Origin of the sequence: Actinomadura logoneensis (assembly GCF_003428695.1) — a bacterium.
Taxonomy (GTDB): Bacteria; Actinomycetota; Actinomycetes; order Streptosporangiales; family Streptosporangiaceae; genus Spirillospora; species Spirillospora logoneensis.
The window spans coordinates 1-18,541 of sequence record NZ_QURH01000289.1; the positions used below are offsets into that span (position 1 = coordinate 1).

At 74.0% G+C, this 18,541-nt stretch carries 14 protein-coding genes; 8 read left to right on the forward strand and 6 right to left on the reverse strand.

Features of this window, described 5'->3' with window-relative positions; translation table 11 throughout:
- From DZF91_RS17370 to DZF91_RS17380, 3 genes are all read right to left on the reverse strand, one after another.
- Positions 1-488 (reverse strand): class I SAM-dependent methyltransferase (locus tag DZF91_RS17370; protein WP_147341186.1); only part of this gene is annotated, 488 nt, incomplete at its 3' end.
- A 153-nt stretch (positions 489-641) separates the two neighbouring features.
- Entirely contained in the window at positions 642-2,243 is a 1,602-nt protein-coding gene (locus tag DZF91_RS17375) for an MFS transporter (RefSeq protein WP_117358504.1), read from the reverse strand.
- A 26-nt stretch (positions 2,244-2,269) separates the two neighbouring features.
- The gene (locus tag DZF91_RS17380) at positions 2,270-2,935 is read right to left on the reverse strand and encodes a TetR/AcrR family transcriptional regulator (protein ID WP_117358505.1); all 666 of its coding nucleotides are present in this window, start codon (positions 2,933-2,935) and stop codon (positions 2,270-2,272) included.
- Positions 2,936-3,236: 301 nt separating this feature from the next.
- Here DZF91_RS17380 and mfd point away from each other — a divergent pair, with 301 nt between their 5' ends.
- The 6 genes from mfd to nhaA all read left to right on the forward strand — a co-directional run bounded on the left by mfd (position 3,237) and on the right by nhaA (position 13,941).
- Positions 3,237-6,773, forward strand: a complete 3,537-nt coding sequence (gene mfd, locus DZF91_RS17385; RefSeq protein WP_117358506.1) for a transcription-repair coupling factor — start codon at positions 3,237-3,239, stop codon at positions 6,771-6,773.
- A gap of 10 nt (positions 6,774-6,783) precedes the next feature.
- Positions 6,784-7,455 (forward strand): SurA N-terminal domain-containing protein, encoded by a 672-nt coding sequence (locus DZF91_RS17390; protein WP_147341187.1) that lies wholly within the window; start codon positions 6,784-6,786, stop codon positions 7,453-7,455.
- Positions 7,456-7,458: 3 nt separating this feature from the next.
- Positions 7,459-8,466, forward strand: coding sequence for a MazG family protein (locus DZF91_RS17395; RefSeq protein ID WP_117358508.1), 1,008 nt, complete (start codon positions 7,459-7,461; stop codon positions 8,464-8,466).
- Positions 8,467-8,527: 61 nt separating this feature from the next.
- Positions 8,528-10,726: a transglycosylase domain-containing protein gene (locus DZF91_RS17400; RefSeq protein ID WP_235834363.1), complete on the forward strand. Its 2,199-nt coding sequence runs from the start codon at positions 8,528-8,530 to the stop codon at positions 10,724-10,726.
- Positions 10,727-10,863: 137 nt separating this feature from the next.
- Positions 10,864-11,808 (forward strand): NADP-dependent oxidoreductase, encoded by a 945-nt coding sequence (locus tag DZF91_RS17405; protein ID WP_117358510.1) that lies wholly within the window; start codon positions 10,864-10,866, stop codon positions 11,806-11,808.
- Positions 11,809-11,889: 81 nt separating this feature from the next.
- Complete coding sequence (nhaA, locus tag DZF91_RS17410; RefSeq protein ID WP_235834364.1) at positions 11,890-13,941, forward strand: Na+/H+ antiporter NhaA; 2,052 nt, start codon at positions 11,890-11,892, stop codon at positions 13,939-13,941.
- Here the strand turns inward: nhaA and DZF91_RS17415 are convergent.
- Entirely contained in the window at positions 13,920-14,288 is a 369-nt protein-coding gene (locus DZF91_RS17415; protein WP_199486704.1) for a hypothetical protein, read from the reverse strand. The two genes, nhaA and DZF91_RS17415, sit on opposite strands and share 22 nt — an antisense overlap.
- Before the next feature lie 70 nt (positions 14,289-14,358).
- Here DZF91_RS17415 and DZF91_RS17420 point away from each other — a divergent pair, with 70 nt between their 5' ends.
- Entirely contained in the window at positions 14,359-14,610 is a 252-nt protein-coding gene (locus DZF91_RS17420) for a hypothetical protein (RefSeq protein WP_117358511.1), read from the forward strand.
- Between the two features lie 21 nt (positions 14,611-14,631).
- On the opposite strand, the gene DZF91_RS17425 is transcribed toward DZF91_RS17420, so the two are convergent.
- Complete coding sequence (locus DZF91_RS17425) at positions 14,632-17,472, reverse strand: HAD-IC family P-type ATPase (RefSeq protein WP_199486705.1); 2,841 nt, start codon at positions 17,470-17,472, stop codon at positions 14,632-14,634.
- Positions 17,456-17,830, reverse strand: coding sequence for an ArsR/SmtB family transcription factor (locus tag DZF91_RS17430; protein ID WP_235834365.1), 375 nt, complete (start codon positions 17,828-17,830; stop codon positions 17,456-17,458). The genes DZF91_RS17425 and DZF91_RS17430 overlap by 17 nt, the downstream gene beginning before the upstream one ends.
- 287 nt (positions 17,831-18,117) lie before the next feature.
- Between DZF91_RS17430 and DZF91_RS17435 the strand changes: the two genes are divergently transcribed.
- On the forward strand, positions 18,118-18,459 hold the full coding sequence (locus tag DZF91_RS17435; RefSeq protein WP_117358513.1) for a hypothetical protein: 342 nt from the start codon (positions 18,118-18,120) through the stop codon (positions 18,457-18,459).
- Positions 18,460-18,541 lie beyond the last annotated feature (82 nt).

The following is an 18,541-nucleotide window of genomic DNA, read 5'->3' on the forward strand; positions in this document are numbered from 1 at the left end:
GGCACCTCGCCGCGCCGGGCGCGTCCGCCGGTGGCGCGCGCGGCGACGCGGCGCAGCGCCCCGGGGACGTTGCGGTCGAGGAAGCCGTACGCGGTGTCGCGGTCGCGCATCCGGACCAGCAGCAGCCCGCCGGGCTTGAGCGCGGCGGCGATCCGGTCGAGCACGAGCTCGGCATTGGGCAGCCGCTCGATGAGGTACGGGGCGTGCACCACGTCGTACGCGCGCGGCGGCATCGGGACGTCGCGCAGGTCGCCCAGGTGCCAGGTGTCGAGGTCGGTGCGGGCGCGGGTGCGGGCGCGCAGGACGGGGAGGTCGAGGTCGACGCCGGTGGTCTGCACGTCGAGGTTCCCGAGGTCGAGCGCGTGCCCCCAGCCGCAGCCCGCCTCCAGCAGCTGCAGCCGGTGCGGCGGGCGCTCGGCGCAGTACTGCCGGACGCGTGCGGAGAAGAGCTCGCCGGGGTTGACCGGGGTGGTGCGCAGTTCGGTCACAAGTGCGTAGCGTAACGGGCACAATGCGCAGCGTCCGCTATTTGCCATCTCTTAGCGGTTCGCTGGGGGCCGCCATGGGCCCATTAGCGCACGTCCGAAACCCGGCCTCCGCCATCCCCGGCCGCCGAGGCCGGGGACGGCGGAGGGCCGGGGTCAGTGCTCGACCTCGGCGAGGTCCAGCTCACGCGGGGTCAGCACCCAGACCAGGACGGCCGCCGCCAGCATCAGCACGCCGCCCGCGACGCCCGTCCACTCCAGGGACGTGGTGAACGCGGTCTTGGCCTCCTCGACCAGCCGCGCCCCGCCCGGCCCGGCGGCGACCTCGACCGCGCCCGCGATGGACTCGCGGGCCTGGTCGGCGGCCCGTCCGGTGATCCCGGCCGCGGCCAGGTCGGACACCGGCAGGCCGTGCCGGAACACCGCGGCGGCGACGCTGCCGAGCACCGCGACGCCGAGCGCGCCGCCCAGCTCGTAGCTGGTCTCCTCGAACGCGGCGGCGCTGCCGGACCGCTCCGCGGGCGCGCCCGCCATGATCACCGCGGATGCGACGCCCAGCGCGCCGAGCCCGACGCCGACCACCAGCAGCGCCACCGCCACGGTGGGGTAGCCGAGCGGCTCCGGGCCGAAGAACAGCGCGGCGAAGCCCACGCCGATGAGCAGCAGCCCGCCCGACAGCACGGCCCGCGCGCCGATCCGGTTCGCGATGGCCGGGGCGAGCGGCGAGAACACCGCCGCGCCGGCCGCCTCGGGCAGCAGCCGGATGCCGGACTCCAGCGGCGAGTACCCCTGCACGACCTGCATCCACTGCGCGAGCAGCAGCATCGTCGCGGCGGCCGCGATGCTGACCGTCAGCGCCGTGACGATCCCGGCCGAGAACGCGCGTCCGCGCAGCAGCCGGACGTCCAGCAGCGGGTGCTCGCGGCGCAGGCAGCGCCGCACGAACCAGCCCAGCGCGACGGCCGCGACCGCGCCGGCGGCCAGCGCCTCGCCGGTCACGCCGTCCTTGCCGAAGTGCTTGATCGCGTAGACGAGCCCGACCATCCCGACGATCGACAGGACCGCGCCCGGCGCGTCCCACGGTCCCGGGGACGGGTTGCGCGACTCGGGCAGCAGGAACCACCCGGCGACCAGCGCGACCGCCATCACCGGCACGTTCACCAGGAACGCCGAGTGCCAGGAGAACGTCTCCAGCAGGGCGCCGCCCAGGATCGGGCCGAGCGCGCCGCCCAGCGCGGCCATCGTCCCCCAGATCCCGAGCGCCGTCGCGCGCTCGCGCGGGTCGGTGAAAAGCTGCCGGATCATCGACAGCGTGGACGGCATGATCATCGCGCCGCCGACGCCGAGCAGCGCCCGGACGGCGATGACCGTGCCCGGCGTGTCCGCCCACAGCACGGCCAGCGACGCCAGCCCGAACAGCGCGAACCCGGTGAGCAGCATCCGCTTGCGCCCCCACCGGTCGCCGACCGCCGCCCACGTCACCAGCAGCCCGGACACCACCAGCGAGTAGACGTCCACCATCCACAGCAGCGAGATCGCGTCCGGCCGCAGGTCGGCCGAGATCTCCGGCAGCGCCACGTTCAGGACGGTCATGTCCATCACGACGAGCAGCAGGCTCGCCGACAGCACGGCAAGCCCGGCCCAGCGCCGCGGATGCGGGGCCGGAGTCCCTGCCCGAGCCCCCACCCGAGCCCCCGCCCGCGTGGTCGTGTCGTCCCTGGTCGGCGGCGTGTTCTCCACCGGATCCGCCGTCGTCATCTCAGTCCCCTGTCGTGCGTCGAAAGTCATAGGTCGAATCCCTGCCGCGTCCGCCCGGCGTCCGTCGGCGTCCGGGGCGCAGCGGCCCGATGTGAGCGGTCCGCGGTTCGCCTCATCCGGCTGTTTTCCGTCGGTAGGGGAGCGGCGCCGGCGAGGAACGTGTCGATCGCGAGGTCGGCGACGTCCCGGTGGGCCACGTCGCCGCGGCGCAGGCTCTCGCGGACGCTGATCATCAGCCCGTAGACCGTGTTGCTCACCCAGCGCACCGGCAGGTCGGCGCGCAGGACCCCGGCGCTCTGGCAGGCCGCGTAGAAGGCGATCTCGCGCTCCTCCAGGCGGGCGCCCCAGGCGACCAGCTCCGGGACGCGGTTCACGAAGTGGTCGGTGAGCGCGAAGCCGAAGTCGTCGGCGTCCACCACGAAGGCGGTCAGCATCGCGCGCAGCGCCGCCGCCAGCCGGTCCGGGTCGCCGGACGCGGCGGCGTCGTCGATCCCCGCGGCGTCCTGGGACTCCTCCCAGCGGCGGGTGGCGCGCTCGCCGAGCGCGCGCAGCAGGTCCTCGCGGCTGGCGAAGTGCCGGTGCAGCGTGGCGCGGCTCACCCCGGCGGCCTCGGCCAGCTGGGCCATCGAGGCGGTCGGCTCGGCGTTCAGGTGCCGGATGGCGGCCCCGAGGATCTCGTCTGTGCTGCGCATGCTACCCATCATCGTCTCGTTTGCGACATTCGTGTCTCACTCTAGACGGCCGCGTCAACTCATTTGTCCGGCGGGGGGCTGCCAGGAGAGCCGGTGACGTCAGGGACGTGAAGAGGAGGGAAGGGACGTGCGGCGCGACATGGTGATTGCGGACGAGTCCGCGCGGGTTGCCGCGGGCGCCGCGTAGGGTGGTGGTGACTCCGGCGGGCCGTTGGCTCCCGGGTTTTCGGGCTGCCCCGAATCGGGTCGCGGCAGGCGACGCCGCGGATTGTTCGGCGGGGCGATGACGTTGCAGGCAGTGATGACGCTTTCTGGACTTGTTGATCTCGCGTACGCCGACGACACCCTGGGCACGGCCCTGGCCAGCCCGGACGATCCACGGTCCGTCGTCGCGCCGCCGTCCCTGTGGCCGATCCTCGGGGCGGCGCTGTCGCGCGCCCTGCGCCCGCAGGCCGGGGTGGTGCTGGCCGTGACCGCCACGGCGCGCGAGGCCGAGGACCTCGCCGCCGCGCTGAGCAGCCTGATGGACCCCGACCGCGTCGCGCACTTCCCCGCCTGGGAGACCCTGCCGCACGAGAAGCTGTCGCCGCGCTCGGACACCGTCGGCCAGCGCCTCGCCGTGCTGCGGCGGCTCGTCCACCCGGACGCCCCCGACAGCGCCGACATCGCCGGCGGGCGGGACGGGGACGGGACGGGCAAGGCGGGCCGTCTCGACGTGGTGGTGACACCGGTCCGCGCCGTCCTGCAGCCGATCGTGGCGGGGCTCGCCGACCTGGAGCCGGTGCGGCTGCGATCCGGTGAGGACGCCGACCTCGACGACGTGGTCCGGGCGCTGGTCGAGGCGGGCTACCACCGCGTCGACCTGGTCGAGAAGCGCGGCGAGATCGCCGTGCGCGGCGGCATCCTGGACGTGTTCCCGCCGACCGAGGAGCACCCGCTCCGGGTCGAGTTCTGGGGCGACACGGTCGAGGAGGTCCGCTACTTCAAGGCCGCCGACCAGCGGTCCCTGGAGATCGCGCAGGACGGGCTGTGGGCGCCGCCGTGCCGCGAGCTGCCGCTGACCGACGCCGTCCGGGAGCGCGCCCGGACGCTCGCCGCCCGGCACCCCGCGCTGGAGGAGATCCTGCTGCGGATCGCGGGCGGCGACACGGTCGAGGGCATGGAGGCGTTCTCGCCCGTCCTCGCCGAGCGCATGGAGCTGCTCACCGACCTGCTGCCGAAGGGCTCGGCGCTGCTGGTCTGCGAGCCGGAGCGGATCCGCACCCGGTCCGCCGAACTGGTCCGCACCAGCCAGGAGTTCCTGGAAGCGAGCTGGGTGAACGCGGCGGCGGGCGGCGAGGCGCCGATCGACCTCGGCGCGGCGGCGTTCCGCTCGCTGGAGGAGGTCGTCGAGCACAACGACGCGCTCGGCCTGCACCGCTGGACGGTCTCGGCCTTCACCCAGGAGGACGAGCTCGACCTGCGCGTCCACCCGGCCGAGGCGTACCGGGGCGACACCGCCCGGGTGATGGGCGACCTCAAGGCGTGGATCGACGGCGGCTGGCGGGTCGTCCTGGTCACCGCCGGGCACGGGCCCGCCGAGCGGCTGGTGCAGCTCGTCGGCGAGGAGGGCCTCGGCGCGACGCTCACCGACCTGCCGGACGAGCCGAAGCCGGGCCTGGTGAACGTGGCCACGGGCCTGCTGGAGCACGGGTTCGTCTGGGAGTCGGTGAAGCTCGCCGTCCTCACCGAGACCGACCTGTCGGGGCAGAAGGCGTCCACCAAGGACATGCGGCGGATGCCGTCCCGGCGGCGCGGCGGCATCGACCCGCTGCAACTGCGTCCCGGCGACTACGTCGTGCACGAGCAGCACGGCGTCGGCCGGTACGTCGAGATGGTCAGCCGCACCGTGCAGGGCGCGACCCGCGAGTACCTGATCCTGGAGTACGCCAAGAGCGACCGGCTGTTCGTCCCGACCGACCAGCTGGAGGAGCTGACCCGCTACGTCGGCGGCGAGGCGCCGAGCCTGCACCGGCTGGGCGGCGCGGACTGGCAGAAGGCCAAGTCGCGGGCGCGCAAGGCGGTCAAGCAGATCGCGGGCGAGCTGATCCGGCTGTACTCGGCGCGGATGGCGAGCCCCGGCCACGCGTTCGGCGCCGACACCCCGTGGCAGCGCGAGCTGGAGGACGCCTTCCCCTACGTGGAGACGCCCGACCAGCTCGCCGCGATCGACGAGGTCAAGTCCGACATGGAGAAGCCGGTCCCGATGGACCGGCTGATCTGCGGCGACGTCGGCTACGGCAAGACCGAGATCGCGGTGCGGGCGGCGTTCAAGGCCGTCCAGGACGGGCGGCAGGTCGCCGTGCTGGTGCCGACGACGCTGCTCGTCCAGCAGCACCTGTCCACGTTCTCCGAGCGCTTCTCGGCGTTCCCGGTCAGCGTGAAGCCGATCAGCCGGTTCCAGACCGAGGGCGAGATCAGGGAGACGCTGGACGGCCTGGCCAAGGGCACCGTGGACGTCGTGGTCGGCACGCACCGGCTGCTCTCGGCGCAGACCCGGTTCAAGAACCTCGGCCTGGTGATCATCGACGAGGAGCAGCGGTTCGGCGTCGAGCACAAGGAGGAGCTGAAGCGGCTGCGCACCCAGGTGGACGTGCTCGCCATGTCGGCGACGCCGATCCCGCGCACCCTGGAGATGGGCCTGACCGGCATCCGCGAGATGTCCACGATCCTCACCCCGCCGGAGGAGCGGCACCCGGTGCTGACCTTCGTCGGGCCGTACGAGGAGAAGCAGATCGCCGCCGCCGTCCGGCGCGAGCTGCTGCGCGAGGGCCAGGTGTTCTTCGTGCACAACCGGGTCCGGTCGATCAACAAGGTCGCCGCGCAGATCCGGGAGCTCGTCCCGGAGGCGCGGGTCGCGGTCGCGCACGGCCAGATGAACGAGCACGAGCTCGAGAAGGTGATGGTCGACTTCTGGGAGAAGAACTTCGACGTGCTCGTGGCGACCACGATCGTCGAGTCCGGCCTGGACGTCCCGAACGCCAACACCCTGATCGTCGACCGCGCCGACATGTACGGCCTGTCGCAGCTGCACCAGCTCCGCGGACGCGTCGGACGCGGCCGGGAGCGCGCCTACGCGTACTTCCTGTACCCGCCGGAGACGCCGCTGACCGAGACCGCGCACGAGCGGCTCGCCACGCTCGCGCAGCACACCGAGGTCGGCGCGGGCATGTACGTCGCCATGAAGGACCTGGAGATCCGCGGCGCGGGCAACATCCTCGGCGCGGAGCAGTCCGGGCACGTCGCGGGCGTCGGGTTCGACCTGTACGTCCGGATGGTCGGTGAGGCCGTCCGGGACCTGAAGGAGGGCGGCGCGCGCGCCGAGGAGCTGCCCGAGACCAAGGTCGAGCTGCCGGTGGACGCCCACCTGCCGCACGAGTACATCCCGGGCGAGCGGCTGCGGCTGGACGCCTACCGCCGGATCGCCGCGATCACCTCCGACGACGAGATCGCCGCCGTCGCCGACGAGCTGAAGGACCGGTTCGGGCCGCTGCCCGTCCCGGTGCTGAACCTGCTGGAGGTCGCGCGGTTCCGGGCGAAGGCGCGCCGGGCGGGGCTGAGCGAGGTGACCCTCCAGGGGACGTTCGTCAAGTTCGCCCCGGTCGAGCTGCCCGACTCGCGCCAGGTGCGGCTGCAGCGGCTCTACCCGAAGAGCCTGCTGAAGCCGGCCACCAGGACGCTGCTCGTGCCGGCGCCCAAGACCAAGCCGCTGGGCGGGACGCCGCTGCGCGACCAGGAACTGCTCCGCTGGGCCACCGACCTGGTCGAGGCGTTGTTCCTCGAACCCGCGCGGGCCTAGGGTGCCGATCATGAAGAAGACGAGGATCACCGCACTCGCGGCGCTGCCGCTGTCGGCCGTGCTGCTGTCGGGCTGCGGCGGCGGGCCGGTGAGGGCGGGCGCGGCGGCCCTGGTCGGCGACGAGCGGATCACCGTCGCCGACCTGGACCGGACCGTCCGGGTCTGGCGGCCCGAGTTCAAGGCCGACCCGCAGGCCGGGGCCGTGCGCGGCGAGCCGCCGGAACAGCAGCAGCAGATGGGCACGGACGCGGCGAGCGAGTCCGACGTCCGCGCCACCCTGAGCACGCTGGTGTTCCTGCGGATCGGCGACCGGGCGGCCCGGGACAACGGGGTCGAGCCGACCGGCGGCGACGTCGACCAGGCGCTGGCGATGATGGACCAGGCGCCGACGTCCAACGCGGTGTCGATGACCCTCGCCGCCGGCCTGCCGAAGGACCGGGTGCGCGACGTGGCCCGCTTCAACGCCATCCAGATCCTGCTGATGGACCGGTTCGGCTGGGACCACACGCCCAACTCCCCGACGGCGCGGCAGGCGATGCTGCGGTTCGACCAGGCGCTGGCCGACGCCGCCGCGAAGCTGAAGGTCCGCGTGAACCCCCGCTTCGGCACGTTCGACCCCGCGAAGGTCACCATCAGCCCGGTGGTGTACCGGCTGTCCGCCACGGAATCAGGTGTGCGCTGACCCATGAGTCTCATCCTGCTCGCGACGTCCCACCGGGTGGCGCCCGGTCTGCTGACCTGGCGCGCCTGGGAGGCGCTGCGCTCGGCCCCGCGCGTGCTGGCGCGCGACGATCACCCGCTGCTGCCCTACCTCGCCGAGGCCGGGGTCCGCGTCGAGCGGGTCACCGACCCCGACCCGGACGCGCTGGTCGACCTGGCGCGCCGGGAGGCGGAGGGCCCGTCGGGGTCCGCCGGTCCGGGCGCGGACGTCGTGTTCGTCGCCGCGCAGGACGGTGACGAGCGGCTGATGCGCGAGATCGGGCGGCGCGTCGTGGACGACCCGCTGGACGTCGAGGTGCTGCACGGCTCCTACGACCTGCCGGGCGCGCGGCTGCTCGACCTGGTCTCGGTCATGGACACGCTGCGCCGCGAGTGCCCGTGGGACCGCAAGCAGACCCACGAGTCGCTGGTGAAGTACCTGCTGGAGGAGGCGTACGAGGTCGAGGACGCCGTCTCCGGCGGCGACCTCGCCGCGCTGCGCGAGGAGCTCGGCGACGTGCTGATGCAGGTCGCGTTCCACTCGGTCGTGGCGTCCGAGCGGGACGACGGGACCGGCTTCACCATCGACGACGTGGCGGCCGGGATCGTGGACAAGCTCGTCCGCCGGCACCCGCACGTGTTCGCGGACGTGACCGTCCGGGACGCCGACGAGGTGAACGCCAACTGGGAGCAGATCAAGGCGGCCGAGCGGGCGGAGAAGAAGGGCGAGGCGGCCTCGGTGCTGGACGGCGTCCCGATGGGCCAGCCCGCGCTCAGCCTCGCCGCGCAGCTCCAGCGCCGCGCGGCCCGCGTCGAGCTGCCCGAGGACGCCTACGAGGAGTTCGGCTCCGACCTGGTGGGACGGTTGTTCTCGCTGGTCAGGCAGGCGCAGGCGGAGGGTGTGGACGCCGAGGCCGAGCTGCGCGCCGCGGCCCGCGAGTTCGCCGGTCGCGTCCGGGCCTGGGAGCGCGAGCACCCTGCGTCGGGCGACTAGCCGCCGGACGAAGATCGGCGAAGGTCTGGCCGGGCCGTGGCCCGCCGTTTACCCTGGGGCCGTGCTGCCTGGGATGCGGGACGAGGAGATACCGGACAAACTGCGCACCATCCGGGGCCTGTTCGGCTTCGCCGCGCTGGCCGGGGTCCTGGTCGCGCTCCTGCTGCTGCCGACGGCGTTCACGGCGGGCGTGTCCACCCGCGACGCCGCCGACTGGCTGCAGGACGTCCCCGAGGGCATCGACACCAGCGGCGTGCCCGAGCGGTCCACGATCCTGGCGGTGGACGGCAGCACGATCGCGACGTTCTACTACCAGAACCGGATCGACGTCCCGCTCGACAAGATCGCGCCGGTGGTGCGGCAGGCCGTCCTGGCGATCGAGGACAGCCGGTTCTACCAGCACGGCGCGCTCGACTCCAAGGGCACGCTGCGCGCGCTGGTCAGCAACCTCGGGTCGGGGCAGGTCACCCAGGGCGGCTCGGGCCTCACCCAGCAGTACGTCAAGAACCTGCTGCTCACCCAGGCCACCAACGACACGCAGCGCAAGGACGCGACGGAGCTGTCGGCGGGCCGCAAGATGCGCGAGCTGCGGTACGCGGTCGCGCTGGAGAAGCGGTACTCCAAGGACGAGATCCTGCGCCGCTACCTCAACATCGCCTACTTCGGCGACGGCGCGTACGGCGTCGAGGCGGCGGCCCGGCACTACTTCTCCAAGACCGCCGCGAAGCTGACGCTGCCGGAGGCGGCGCTGCTCGCGGGCGTCGTCCGCTACCCCTACGCCTACGACCCGGTGAACCACCCGGACGCCGCGCGCCGCCGCCGCGACGTCGTGCTGGCCCGGATGGCCGAGCTCGGCTGGATCCCGCGGGCCACCGCCGACGCCGCCGCGAGCCAGCCCGTCCGGCTGCACGTGCACCAGGCGCGCAACGGCTGCGTGAGCAGCGGCGCGCCGTTCTTCTGCGACTACGTGCAGCGGGAGATCCTGACGAACGCGGTGTTCGGCAAGACGCGGGCGGACCGGGAGAAGGTGCTCAAGCGCGGCGGCCTCACCATCCGGACGACGCTGAACTGGCGGATGCAGAAGGCGGCGCAGCGGGCGGTGGACCGGCACGTCCCGCCGAAGAACTCCGCGCACAAGGCCGCCGCCGAGGCGCTGGTCGAGCCGGGCACGGGCGCGATCCGGGGGATGGCGGTGGACCGCGACCTGGGCCCGGACAACGAGCGCGGCAAGACGTGGATCAACTTCGCCGCCGACGCCGACCACGGGTCCAGCATCGGCATGCAGGCGGGCTCCACCTTCAAGGTGTTCACGCTGGCCGCCGCCCTCCAGGACGACATGCCGTTCGGGACCATGCTGGACGCGCCGACCTCGTTCACGCCGACCGGCTACCGCAACTGCGACGGCGACCGGGTCGGCGACCACACCTCGCTGCGCAACTCCGCCGACGGCGAGGGCGGCAAGCAGTTCTCGCTGGTCACGGGCACCTGGCACTCGGTGAACACCTTCTTCCTCGGCCTGGAGAAGGAGGTCGGGCTCTGCGACACGGTGCGGATGGCCGAGAAGCTCGGGATGCGGCAGGCCAACGGCAAGCCGCTGGAGCAGTACCCCTCGTTCACGCTCGGCTTCAACCCGGTGTCGCCGCTGCGGCTCGCCGCCGCGTACGCCACGTTCGCCGCGCGCGGGAGGTACTGCCGTCCGGTCGCGATTACGTCGGTGACCGACACGTCCGGCAAGCAGCGCAAGGTCCCGTCGGCGGACTGCAAGCAGGTGATCGACAAGGGCGTCGCGGACGCGGTGAACCACGTCCTGCGGGGCGTGCTGACCAAGGGCACCGCGGCGGGGTCCGGGATCGGGCGTCCGGCGGCCGGGAAGACCGGGACCGTGGACAACTTCTCCGCCGCCTGGTTCGCCGGGTACACCCCGGACCTGGCGTCGGCGGTCTGGGTCGGCGACCCGCGCGGCGGCTACAAGTACCCGATGGACGACCTGTGCATGAACGGGGAGTGCTACGGCGAGGTGTTCGGCGCGACGATCCCGGCCCCGATCTGGCAGGACACCCTGTCGGACGCGCTGGACGGCGTGCCCGAGACCGACTTCCACGAGCCGCCGTCGCACTACTTCAGCATGGGCGACGGCGAGCCCGAGCCACCCAAGAAGGACAAGAAAGACAAGAAGGATAAGAAGGACAAGAAGCGGGACGGGAACCCGCTGCCCGGCGACTCGCCGACGCTCTCCCCGAGCCCCGGTCCCGCCCACTGACCCCGCGCCCCGACCCCGGCCACTGACCCCGGCCGTCCCCCGGATCCGACCAAGATCGGCGCGCTGACCTGCGCGGTCGTGTGGTTCGGCCCACCCTGGGTAGATCATTCCCGACGGGGGAAACGGGGGGAAGCCGCATGCGTGCCATCGCCGTGTCGGAGTACGGCGCCACGCCGTCGCTGATGGACCTCGACCGGCCCGAGCCGGGACCGGGCGAGATCCTGGTGAAGCTGGTCGCCGCGGGGGTGAACCCGTACGACTGGAAGGTCGCGGCCGGCGCGATGAAGGACGTCGTGCAGGCGCGGTTCCCGCTGATCCTCGGCCAGGACGGCGCCGGGGTGGTCGAGGAGGTCGGCGAGGGCGTCGACCGGTACCGCACGGGCGACCAGGTGTACGGCTCGTTCGGCGCCGTCCCGCGCGGCCTCGGCAGCTACGCCGAGTACGCGGTCGTCGCGGCGGACGGGCCGGTCGCGACGATGCCGCAGAAGATGGTCTACAGCCAGGCGGCGGCCGTCCCGACGGCGAGCATGACGGCCTACAACCTGGTCGAGCGGACCGGCGTCGAGGAGGGCAGGACGGTCCTGGTGTGCGGCGCGACCGGCGGGGTCGGGCAGGCGGTCGTCCAGCTCGCCGCGCTGAAGGGCGCGCGCGTGATCGCCACGGCGGGGCCCGACATGACCGACCGGATGCTGCGGCTCGGCGCGGACGAGACCGTGGACCACCGCGCGGGCGACCTGTTCGAGTCCGTCACCGAGGCGCACCCGGACGGCCTGGACATCGTGATCGACATGGTCGACGACGAGCGGCGGCTGGACGAGCTCGCCGGGGCGGTGCGCAAGGGCGGCATCGTCGCGTCCACGATCGGGCAGGCGAACACGGCCGGGCTGAAGAAGCGCGGCATCCGGGCGGTCAACTTCGTCAACAAGGCGTCCCGGGAGCTGCTGGAGACGCTCGCGGAGCTGATCGACCGGGGCAAGCTCACGGTGCACATCGACCGGGAGGTCGATCTGGCCGACGCCCCCGCCGCGCTCGCCGAGATCAAGCGCGGCGGCGCGCGCGGCAAGCTCGTGATCCGCCTCTGACCGACGGTCCGGACGGGCTGACGGGCGAACGAGGCGAAACGAGGCGGACGGGGCGGACAAGGCGAGCGGGGAGCGGCGGGGGTGACGGAGGAGCGGCCGAGGACGACGGCGGAGCGGCTGGGGACGGCGGCGGAGCCACCGCAGAGTCCCGTCGCCGCGCGGGTCGTCCCGGAGGGGCTGCGCTCGTTCCTCGCCACCGAGACCGGCAGCACGCTGGTGCTGCTCGCCGCGACGGCGGCCGGGCTGCTCTGGGCGAACTCGCCCTGGCACGACAGCTACGAGCGGTTCTGGAAGACGGGCCTCTCGGTCGTCCTCGGCACCAACGAACTGGGCCTGACGCTTCGCGAGTGGGTCAACGACGGCCTGATGGCGCTGTTCTTCTTCGTCATCGGGCTGGAGATCAGCCGCGAGGTCAAGGTCGGGCAGCTCCGCGAACGGCGCGTGGTGGCCGTCCCCGCGGTGGCCGCGCTCGGCGGCATGGTCGTCCCGGCGCTGCTGTACTACGCGGTCAACGCGGGCGGTCCCGGCGCGGACGCCTGGGGCATCCCGATGGCGTCGGACACGGCGTTCGTGCTGGGACTGCTGGCGGTCATCGGGGCGCGCTGCCCGGACCCGCTGCGGGCGTTCCTCCTGACCCTCGCCGTCGTCGACGACATGGGCGCCATCTCCGTCGTCGCGCTCTTCTACACCGAGGACCTGTCGGTCTGGCCGCTGCTCGTCGCGGTGGGGCTGTTCGCGCTGATCGTGGCCGTCCGGTGGCTGCGCGTCGGGCGCGGGCCGGTCTACCTGCTGCTCGGCGTCCTGGTGTGGGGCGCGGTGCTGCGCAGCGGCGTCCACCCGACGATCGCCGGGATCGTGCTGGGCGCCCTGGTGAACGTGTACGCGCCGCCGGACACCGAGCGGCTGCGGGCCGGGGAGCTGGTGCAGGCGCTGCAGCGCGACCCGAGCCCGCAGCTTGCGCGGGCGGCGCGCCGGTCGGTCGTGTCGACCGTGTCGGTGAACGAGCGCCTGCAGTACCTGCTGCACCCGTGGACGAGCTATGTGATCGTTCCGGTGTTCGCGCTGGCCAACGCGGGTGTCCGGCTCGATCCCGAGTCGCTGCGGCGCGCCGCGACGTCGCCGGTGACGCTCGGCATCGTGCTCGGCCTGGTGGTCGGCAAGTTCGCCGGGATCGCGCTCGGCACCTGGATCCCGCTGCGGCTGAACTGGGGCGATCTTCCCGGAAGGCTGGTGTGGGGGCAGTTGTTCGGCGGCGCGGCGGTCGCGGGCATCGGGTTCACGGTCTCGCTGTTCATCACCGACCTCGCCTTCACCGACCGGCCGGACCTCCAGTCCCAGGCGAAGATCGGCATCCTGGCCGGGTCGCTGCTGGCCGCGGGGCTCGGCTGGGTGGTCTTCCGGCTGGTGTGGGACCGCGGCGGGGTGTGCGCGCCGCCCTCGGGCGGGGCGGAACCGGAGGACGGGCAGGAGCCGCTGCCGCCCGTCACGTCCGCCGACCACGTCCTCGGGCCGCCCGACGCCCCGGTCACGCTGATCGAGTACGGCGACTACGAGTGCCCGTTCTGCGGGGCCGTCCAGCCCGTGGTGGACGAGCTGAAACGGCGGTACGGGAACCGGCTGCGGCTGGTGTTCCGGCACTTCCCGCTCCAGGAGATCCACCCGCACGCCATGCCCGCGGCGCTGGTCGCCGAGGCCGCCGCGACGCACGGCCTGTTCTGGGAGATGCACCGCGTCCTGTTCGCGAACCAGCTCGCGCTGAACGACCGCGACCTGCTCGCCTACTCCGAGCGGATGGGCTTCTTCCCGTGGGAGGACGTCCGGGAGCTGGAACGCAGGGTGGGCGAGGTGAAGCGAGCCGGGAAGCGCGCGGGCGTGCACGGGACGCCGACGTTCTTCCTGAACGGCGTCGAGTACGGCGGCTCACACGACATGGAGTCGTTCGGCGCGGCCGTCGAGGCGGCGCTCGCCACCGCCGAGGCGCGCCGGGACCCGCCGTCCGATGACGGCGGTGACCTGCCCGAGGACGGCGGCCCGCCAGAAGCCGGTGGTCCGCCCGAGGACGACGGCCCTCCAGAGGCCGGCGGCCCGCCGGAGCGGGGCGGCGGACGCGGTCAGTCGGGCTCGGGGGAGTAGCCGCCGGGGCGGGTCTCGGCGTGCCGGTCGTCGGCGAAGGCGTCCTCCTCCGGAGGTCTGCCACGGGTGTCCCGGACGGCGGTGACCTCGGCGGGACGGTCGTCCCACGCGGCGTCCTCGCGCCTCCGGTCGCCCCGCCGGTACTCCTCGGCGTTCTCCCGGACGATGCCGAGCCGGCCCTCCTCCGAGTCCTCCTCGATCACCAGGTCGGCGGGCGGGTCCTCGATGTAGCGCTCGGTCGAGCGGGTGGTGTACTCCTGCTCGTCGTCGCCCATCTCCGACTCGTACCGGAGCTGCTCTTCCTCGTTGCCGTCGTGTCGCTGGACCATGTGAGTGACCTCCTGCATAGCCCTTCCTTGAGTGATTCCCGGGGAAGGTGGGCGTTATGTCCGGTGACCTAGGGGAATATCACCCGGCATGACCTCATCTGACCTGCGGAAACGACTGGAGAACGTCGACGAGACCCTGCGCCGGCTGCGCGGCGAGGGCGCCGATCTGGGCGAGGAGTCGGCATCGATCCCGCAGGACTACGGCGACGCCGGCCAGGACCTGCAGATGCGCCAGGAGCTCCAGGGCCAGATCGCCGAACTGGAGGCCGAGCGCGACCGGATCAGGGCCGAGCTGGAGCAGCAGGGCAGCCCCGACAGGACCGGCCGGCCGCGCCACTGACCCGCCGTTCCCACTTCCAGGTTACGACGCTCTCAGGAACCGGTTCCGGACGATCACCAGCGTGGTCCCGTAGCCCGCCAGGACGGCCGCCAGCACCGGGACGGCCGCGAGCGGCAGCGGCACCAGCCCGAGCGGCCCGGCCAGGGGTGACAGCGGCAGCAGCAGCGCGGTCAGCGCGAGCACGCAGGCCGCCGCCACCACCGTCCGGGCCGCGCGCGGCGCCCCCCGGCGGCGGCCCCGCCCTCGCAGCACCAGCAGCGTGAGGGCCTGGGCGAGCAGGTTCTCCACCAGGAAGCCGGTGTGGAACAGGGCCTCGCCGCCCGCGCCCGAACGCGCCTCCAGCAGCCACCAGAACAGGCCGAACGCGGCCAGGTCGAACAGCGCCCCGAGCGGGCCGAACACGGCCGCGAACCGGGCCAGCTCGCGCGCGTCGAAGGTGCGGGGGCCGCGCAGGTCGGCCGGGTCCACCCGGTCGCGGGCCAGCGAGAGCTGCGACAGGTCGAACAGCAGGTTCTGGACGAGCACCTGGAGCGGCAGCAGCGGCATGAACGGCAGCAGCACGCTCGCCGCCAGCATGGACGCCACGTTGCCCAGGTTCGACGTCACCGCGATCCGGATGTACTTGACGCCGTTGCCGAACGTCCGGCGGCCCTCGGTGATGCCGTGCGCGAGGACCGACAGGTCGCGGTCCGCGAGCACCACGTCGGCGGACTCGCGCGCCAGGTCCACGGCGCCGGTGACCGAGATCCCGACGTCGGCGGCGCGCAGTGCGGGCGCGTCGTTGATCCCGTCGCCGAGGAAGCCGACCGTCCGCCCGGTGCGGCGCAGCGCGCCGACGACCCGCGCCTTCTGCCGCGGGTCCACGCGGGCGAACACCGGGGCGGTGCCGTCCTTCGGCGCGAGCAGCGCGTCCAGGGCGGCGTCGGGCAGGTCGTCCAGCTCCGCGCCGAGCACCACCCGGCCGGGGGTGAGACCGGTGTCCCGGCAGGTCCGGACGGCGACGAGCGGGTGGTCGCCGGTCACCACGACCAGCGCGACGCCGAGCCCGGCGAGCCGTTCCAGCGCGGCGGGCGCGGACGGGTCGGGCTCGTCCCGGAACCCGACGAAGCCGAGCAGGGTGAGGCCGCGCTCGTCGCCGGGCGCGTAGTCGCGGCGCGCGGCCGGACGGTCGGCGACGGCCACCGCGAGCAACCGCTCGCCGGTCGCGGACCGCTCGTCCGCGAGGGCCGCCAGCCGGTCGCGCTCGTCGTCGGTGAGCGGCACGTCCGCACTTCCGGCCGTCGTCCACGACCGGGGGCGGGCCGCGGCGCCCTCGCCGTCCCGGGCGGCGGCCGTCCCGGGCGAGGGGCGGGGCGTCCGGACGCGGTCGCAGAGCGGCAGGACGTTTTCGACGGCGCCCTTGGTGACCAGCAGATCGCGGCCCAGCCGCCCGTCCCGGCGGAGCACGACCGTCGCGCGGCGGCGGTCGGAGTCGAACGGGACGGCGTCGACCGCGCGCACGTCCCCGGGCGGCGGCCCGGCGTCCGCGAGGAGCGCGTCGTCCATGGTGTCCCCGGCGGCCTCGGGGACGAGCTCGGTGGCGAACCAGGCGTTCAGCCGGGCCCAGCGCAGCACCTCGTCGTCCGGCTCGCCCGCCGCGTCCAGGTGGGACGTCAGCGACAGCCGGTCGAGGGTGAGCGTGCCGGTCTTGTCCGCGCACAGGGTGTCCATCGCGCCGAGGTCGTGCACGGCGGGCAGCCGCTTGACGATCACCCCGCGCCGGGACAGCGCCGCCGCGCCGCGCGCCAGCGTGGTCGTCACGACCAGCGGCAGCATCTCCGGGGTCAGCGCGACCGCGATCGACACCGCGAACAGCAGCGCGTGCGACCACGGCGTGGGGCCGGGCTCGGTGAACAGCAGCGCGACCGGGACGGCCGCCGCGACCATCGCGACCAGCGCCCACGTCACCGTCCGGACGCCCCGGTCGAACGCGGTCTCGGGCGCGGCGCGCGGCACGTCCCGCTGCAGCGCCGCGAAGTGCGTGCGCGGTCCGGTCGCGACCGCCACGGCCGTCCCCGCGCCGCTGACCACGCTCGTCCCCATCAGGCACAGCTCGGGACGGTCGAACAGCGGGGCGTCGGGGCCGGGCGGCGGGACGGGGCGTCCGGTCCAGGCGGCGCGCTTGGCGGCGGGCAGCGACTCGCCGGTCAGCACGGCCTGGTCGACGCGCAGCCCGGTCGAGCTCAGCAGCCGCAGGTCGGCGGGGACCATGTCGCCGGGCGCGAGCCGCACCACGTCGCCGGGGACGACCTGCTCGACCGGAACCTCCCGCTCGACGCCGGGCGAGGCCGGGTCGGCGCGGCGCAGCACGGTGGCGGTCGTGGTGCTGAGGGCGCGCAGCCCGGCGGCGGCCCGTCCGGCGCGCCGCTCCTGGCGCAGCCGCAGCAGGGAGCTCAGCACGGCGAGCGAGCCGATCAGCAGCGCGCCGCGCGGGTCGCGGGTGACCGCGGTGACGGCGCTCAACACCACCAGGACCAGCACGAACGGGTCGGCGGCGACGTGCGCGAGGTGGCGCGGCAGCGCGAGGCGGCCGGTCCCGCCGTCCGGGGCGTCGGCCTCCTGGCGCAGCAGCCGATCCTCGGCCTCCGCCTCGGTCAGCCCGCGCGCGGACGTCTCCAGGCCGCGCAGCACCGACAGCGGCGGACGGCCCGCGTACTCCGCGAGGATCGCGTGCGTGCGGGGCAGGTCGGGCAGGGACGGGCCGGGTGCGGGCAGGTCGGGTGCGGGCAGAGCGCCCGCGCCGGACCTCGGGGCGGACGTGTGGTCCCCGGCGGACGGGTCCGCCGCGGGGCCGAGCGGTTCGGACTCAGGCGCCGAGGCCACGGACGGGGGCCGCTTCCACCGGGTCGCCCTGGAGGTGGGCGACCATCTGCGCGACGATCGCGGCGACGTGCGGGTCGTCCACCACGTAGACCTGGTGGCGGCCCTCGCGGCGCGACCGGACGAGCCCGGCCAGCTTGAGCTTGGCGAGGTGCTGGCTGACGGCGGGGACGGTCCCGCCGACGCGTTCGGCCAGCGAGCTGACGTCCTGCTCGCCCTGCGCGAGCACCCACACCATGTGCAGGCGCATGGTGGCCGCGAGCATGCCGAAGCGGCCGGCCGCCTCCTGGAGCAGCTCGGGGGAGAGCGTCTCCGGGGATCGGGCCGTGTCCCGCGCCGTGTCCCGCGTCCGCTCCTTCACCGGTGCGCCTCCCGCTCTCATCTCGTGCCGCCCCGTCGGGGCGGTCGCCCCGCCGTGGGGCCGCCCGCTCCGTCGCCGGCCGCCGGGAGCCGTCCGGCTCCGGTACGAGGGTATCCAAAACGCCCGTCTCGCTCAGGAGGGCAATCGCGCCCGTCCGCGAGGGCAACCTCCGGGCCGCGCCGCGCATCAAACGAGTCGGGACCGGAGAACATTAAAGCGATTGCGCAAATAAGTGATCGCAGAGAAACTGGGGTGCACGGGGGATCGCGGAGGGAGCGCCACGGAACATGAAACGGGGGAAGAGGGCGGCCGACGCCGCCACACTGTCACTGGGGGTCCGGATGGCGGAGGTCGAGGCCCTGTACTCGGCCGCGCTGACCGCCGAGACGCCCGAGGCCGAGTCGGAGGCCCTGCGCGAGCTGGGCCGCGCCGCCCGGCTGCTCGCCGCGCTGGCCGAGGTCGCGGCGGAGAACGCCCACGTGCCGGAGCGCCCGGCCGTGCCGCCCGCCGGACGGGTCGTGGTCGGACCGTCCGCGACGCCGGTCAAGCCGCGCGTCCGCCGGCGCATCACCCGCACGCAGCACACGGTCGACTGGATCATCACCCGAAGCCGACCCGACCCACGCTGAGCCGCACGCCGAGCGCCGAGGTGGACGGGCGCCCGGCCGCGGGGCCGGACCCGTGCCGGCCGCGACCGGTCGTCGGCGCCCG

Excerpts from the sequence above, each read along its gene's own strand:
- DZF91_RS17375 (WP_117358504.1), bottom strand. The coding sequence starts at position 2,243 with ATGACGACGGCGGATCCGGTGGAGAACACGCCGCCGACCAGGGACGAC.
- DZF91_RS17380 (WP_117358505.1), bottom strand. The coding sequence starts at position 2,935 with ATGCGCAGCACAGACGAGATCCTCGGGGCCGCCATCCGGCACCTGAAC.
- mfd (WP_117358506.1), top strand. The coding sequence starts at position 3,237 with ATGACGCTTTCTGGACTTGTTGATCTCGCGTACGCCGACGACACCCTG.
- DZF91_RS17390 (WP_147341187.1), top strand. The coding sequence starts at position 6,784 with ATGAAGAAGACGAGGATCACCGCACTCGCGGCGCTGCCGCTGTCGGCC.
- DZF91_RS17395 (WP_117358508.1), top strand. The coding sequence starts at position 7,459 with ATGAGTCTCATCCTGCTCGCGACGTCCCACCGGGTGGCGCCCGGTCTG.
- DZF91_RS17405 (WP_117358510.1), top strand. The coding sequence starts at position 10,864 with ATGCGTGCCATCGCCGTGTCGGAGTACGGCGCCACGCCGTCGCTGATG.
- DZF91_RS17415 (WP_199486704.1), bottom strand. The coding sequence starts at position 14,288 with ATGCAGGAGGTCACTCACATGGTCCAGCGACACGACGGCAACGAGGAA.
- DZF91_RS17420 (WP_117358511.1), top strand. The coding sequence starts at position 14,359 with ATGACCTCATCTGACCTGCGGAAACGACTGGAGAACGTCGACGAGACC.
- DZF91_RS17435 (WP_117358513.1), top strand. The coding sequence starts at position 18,118 with ATGAAACGGGGGAAGAGGGCGGCCGACGCCGCCACACTGTCACTGGGG.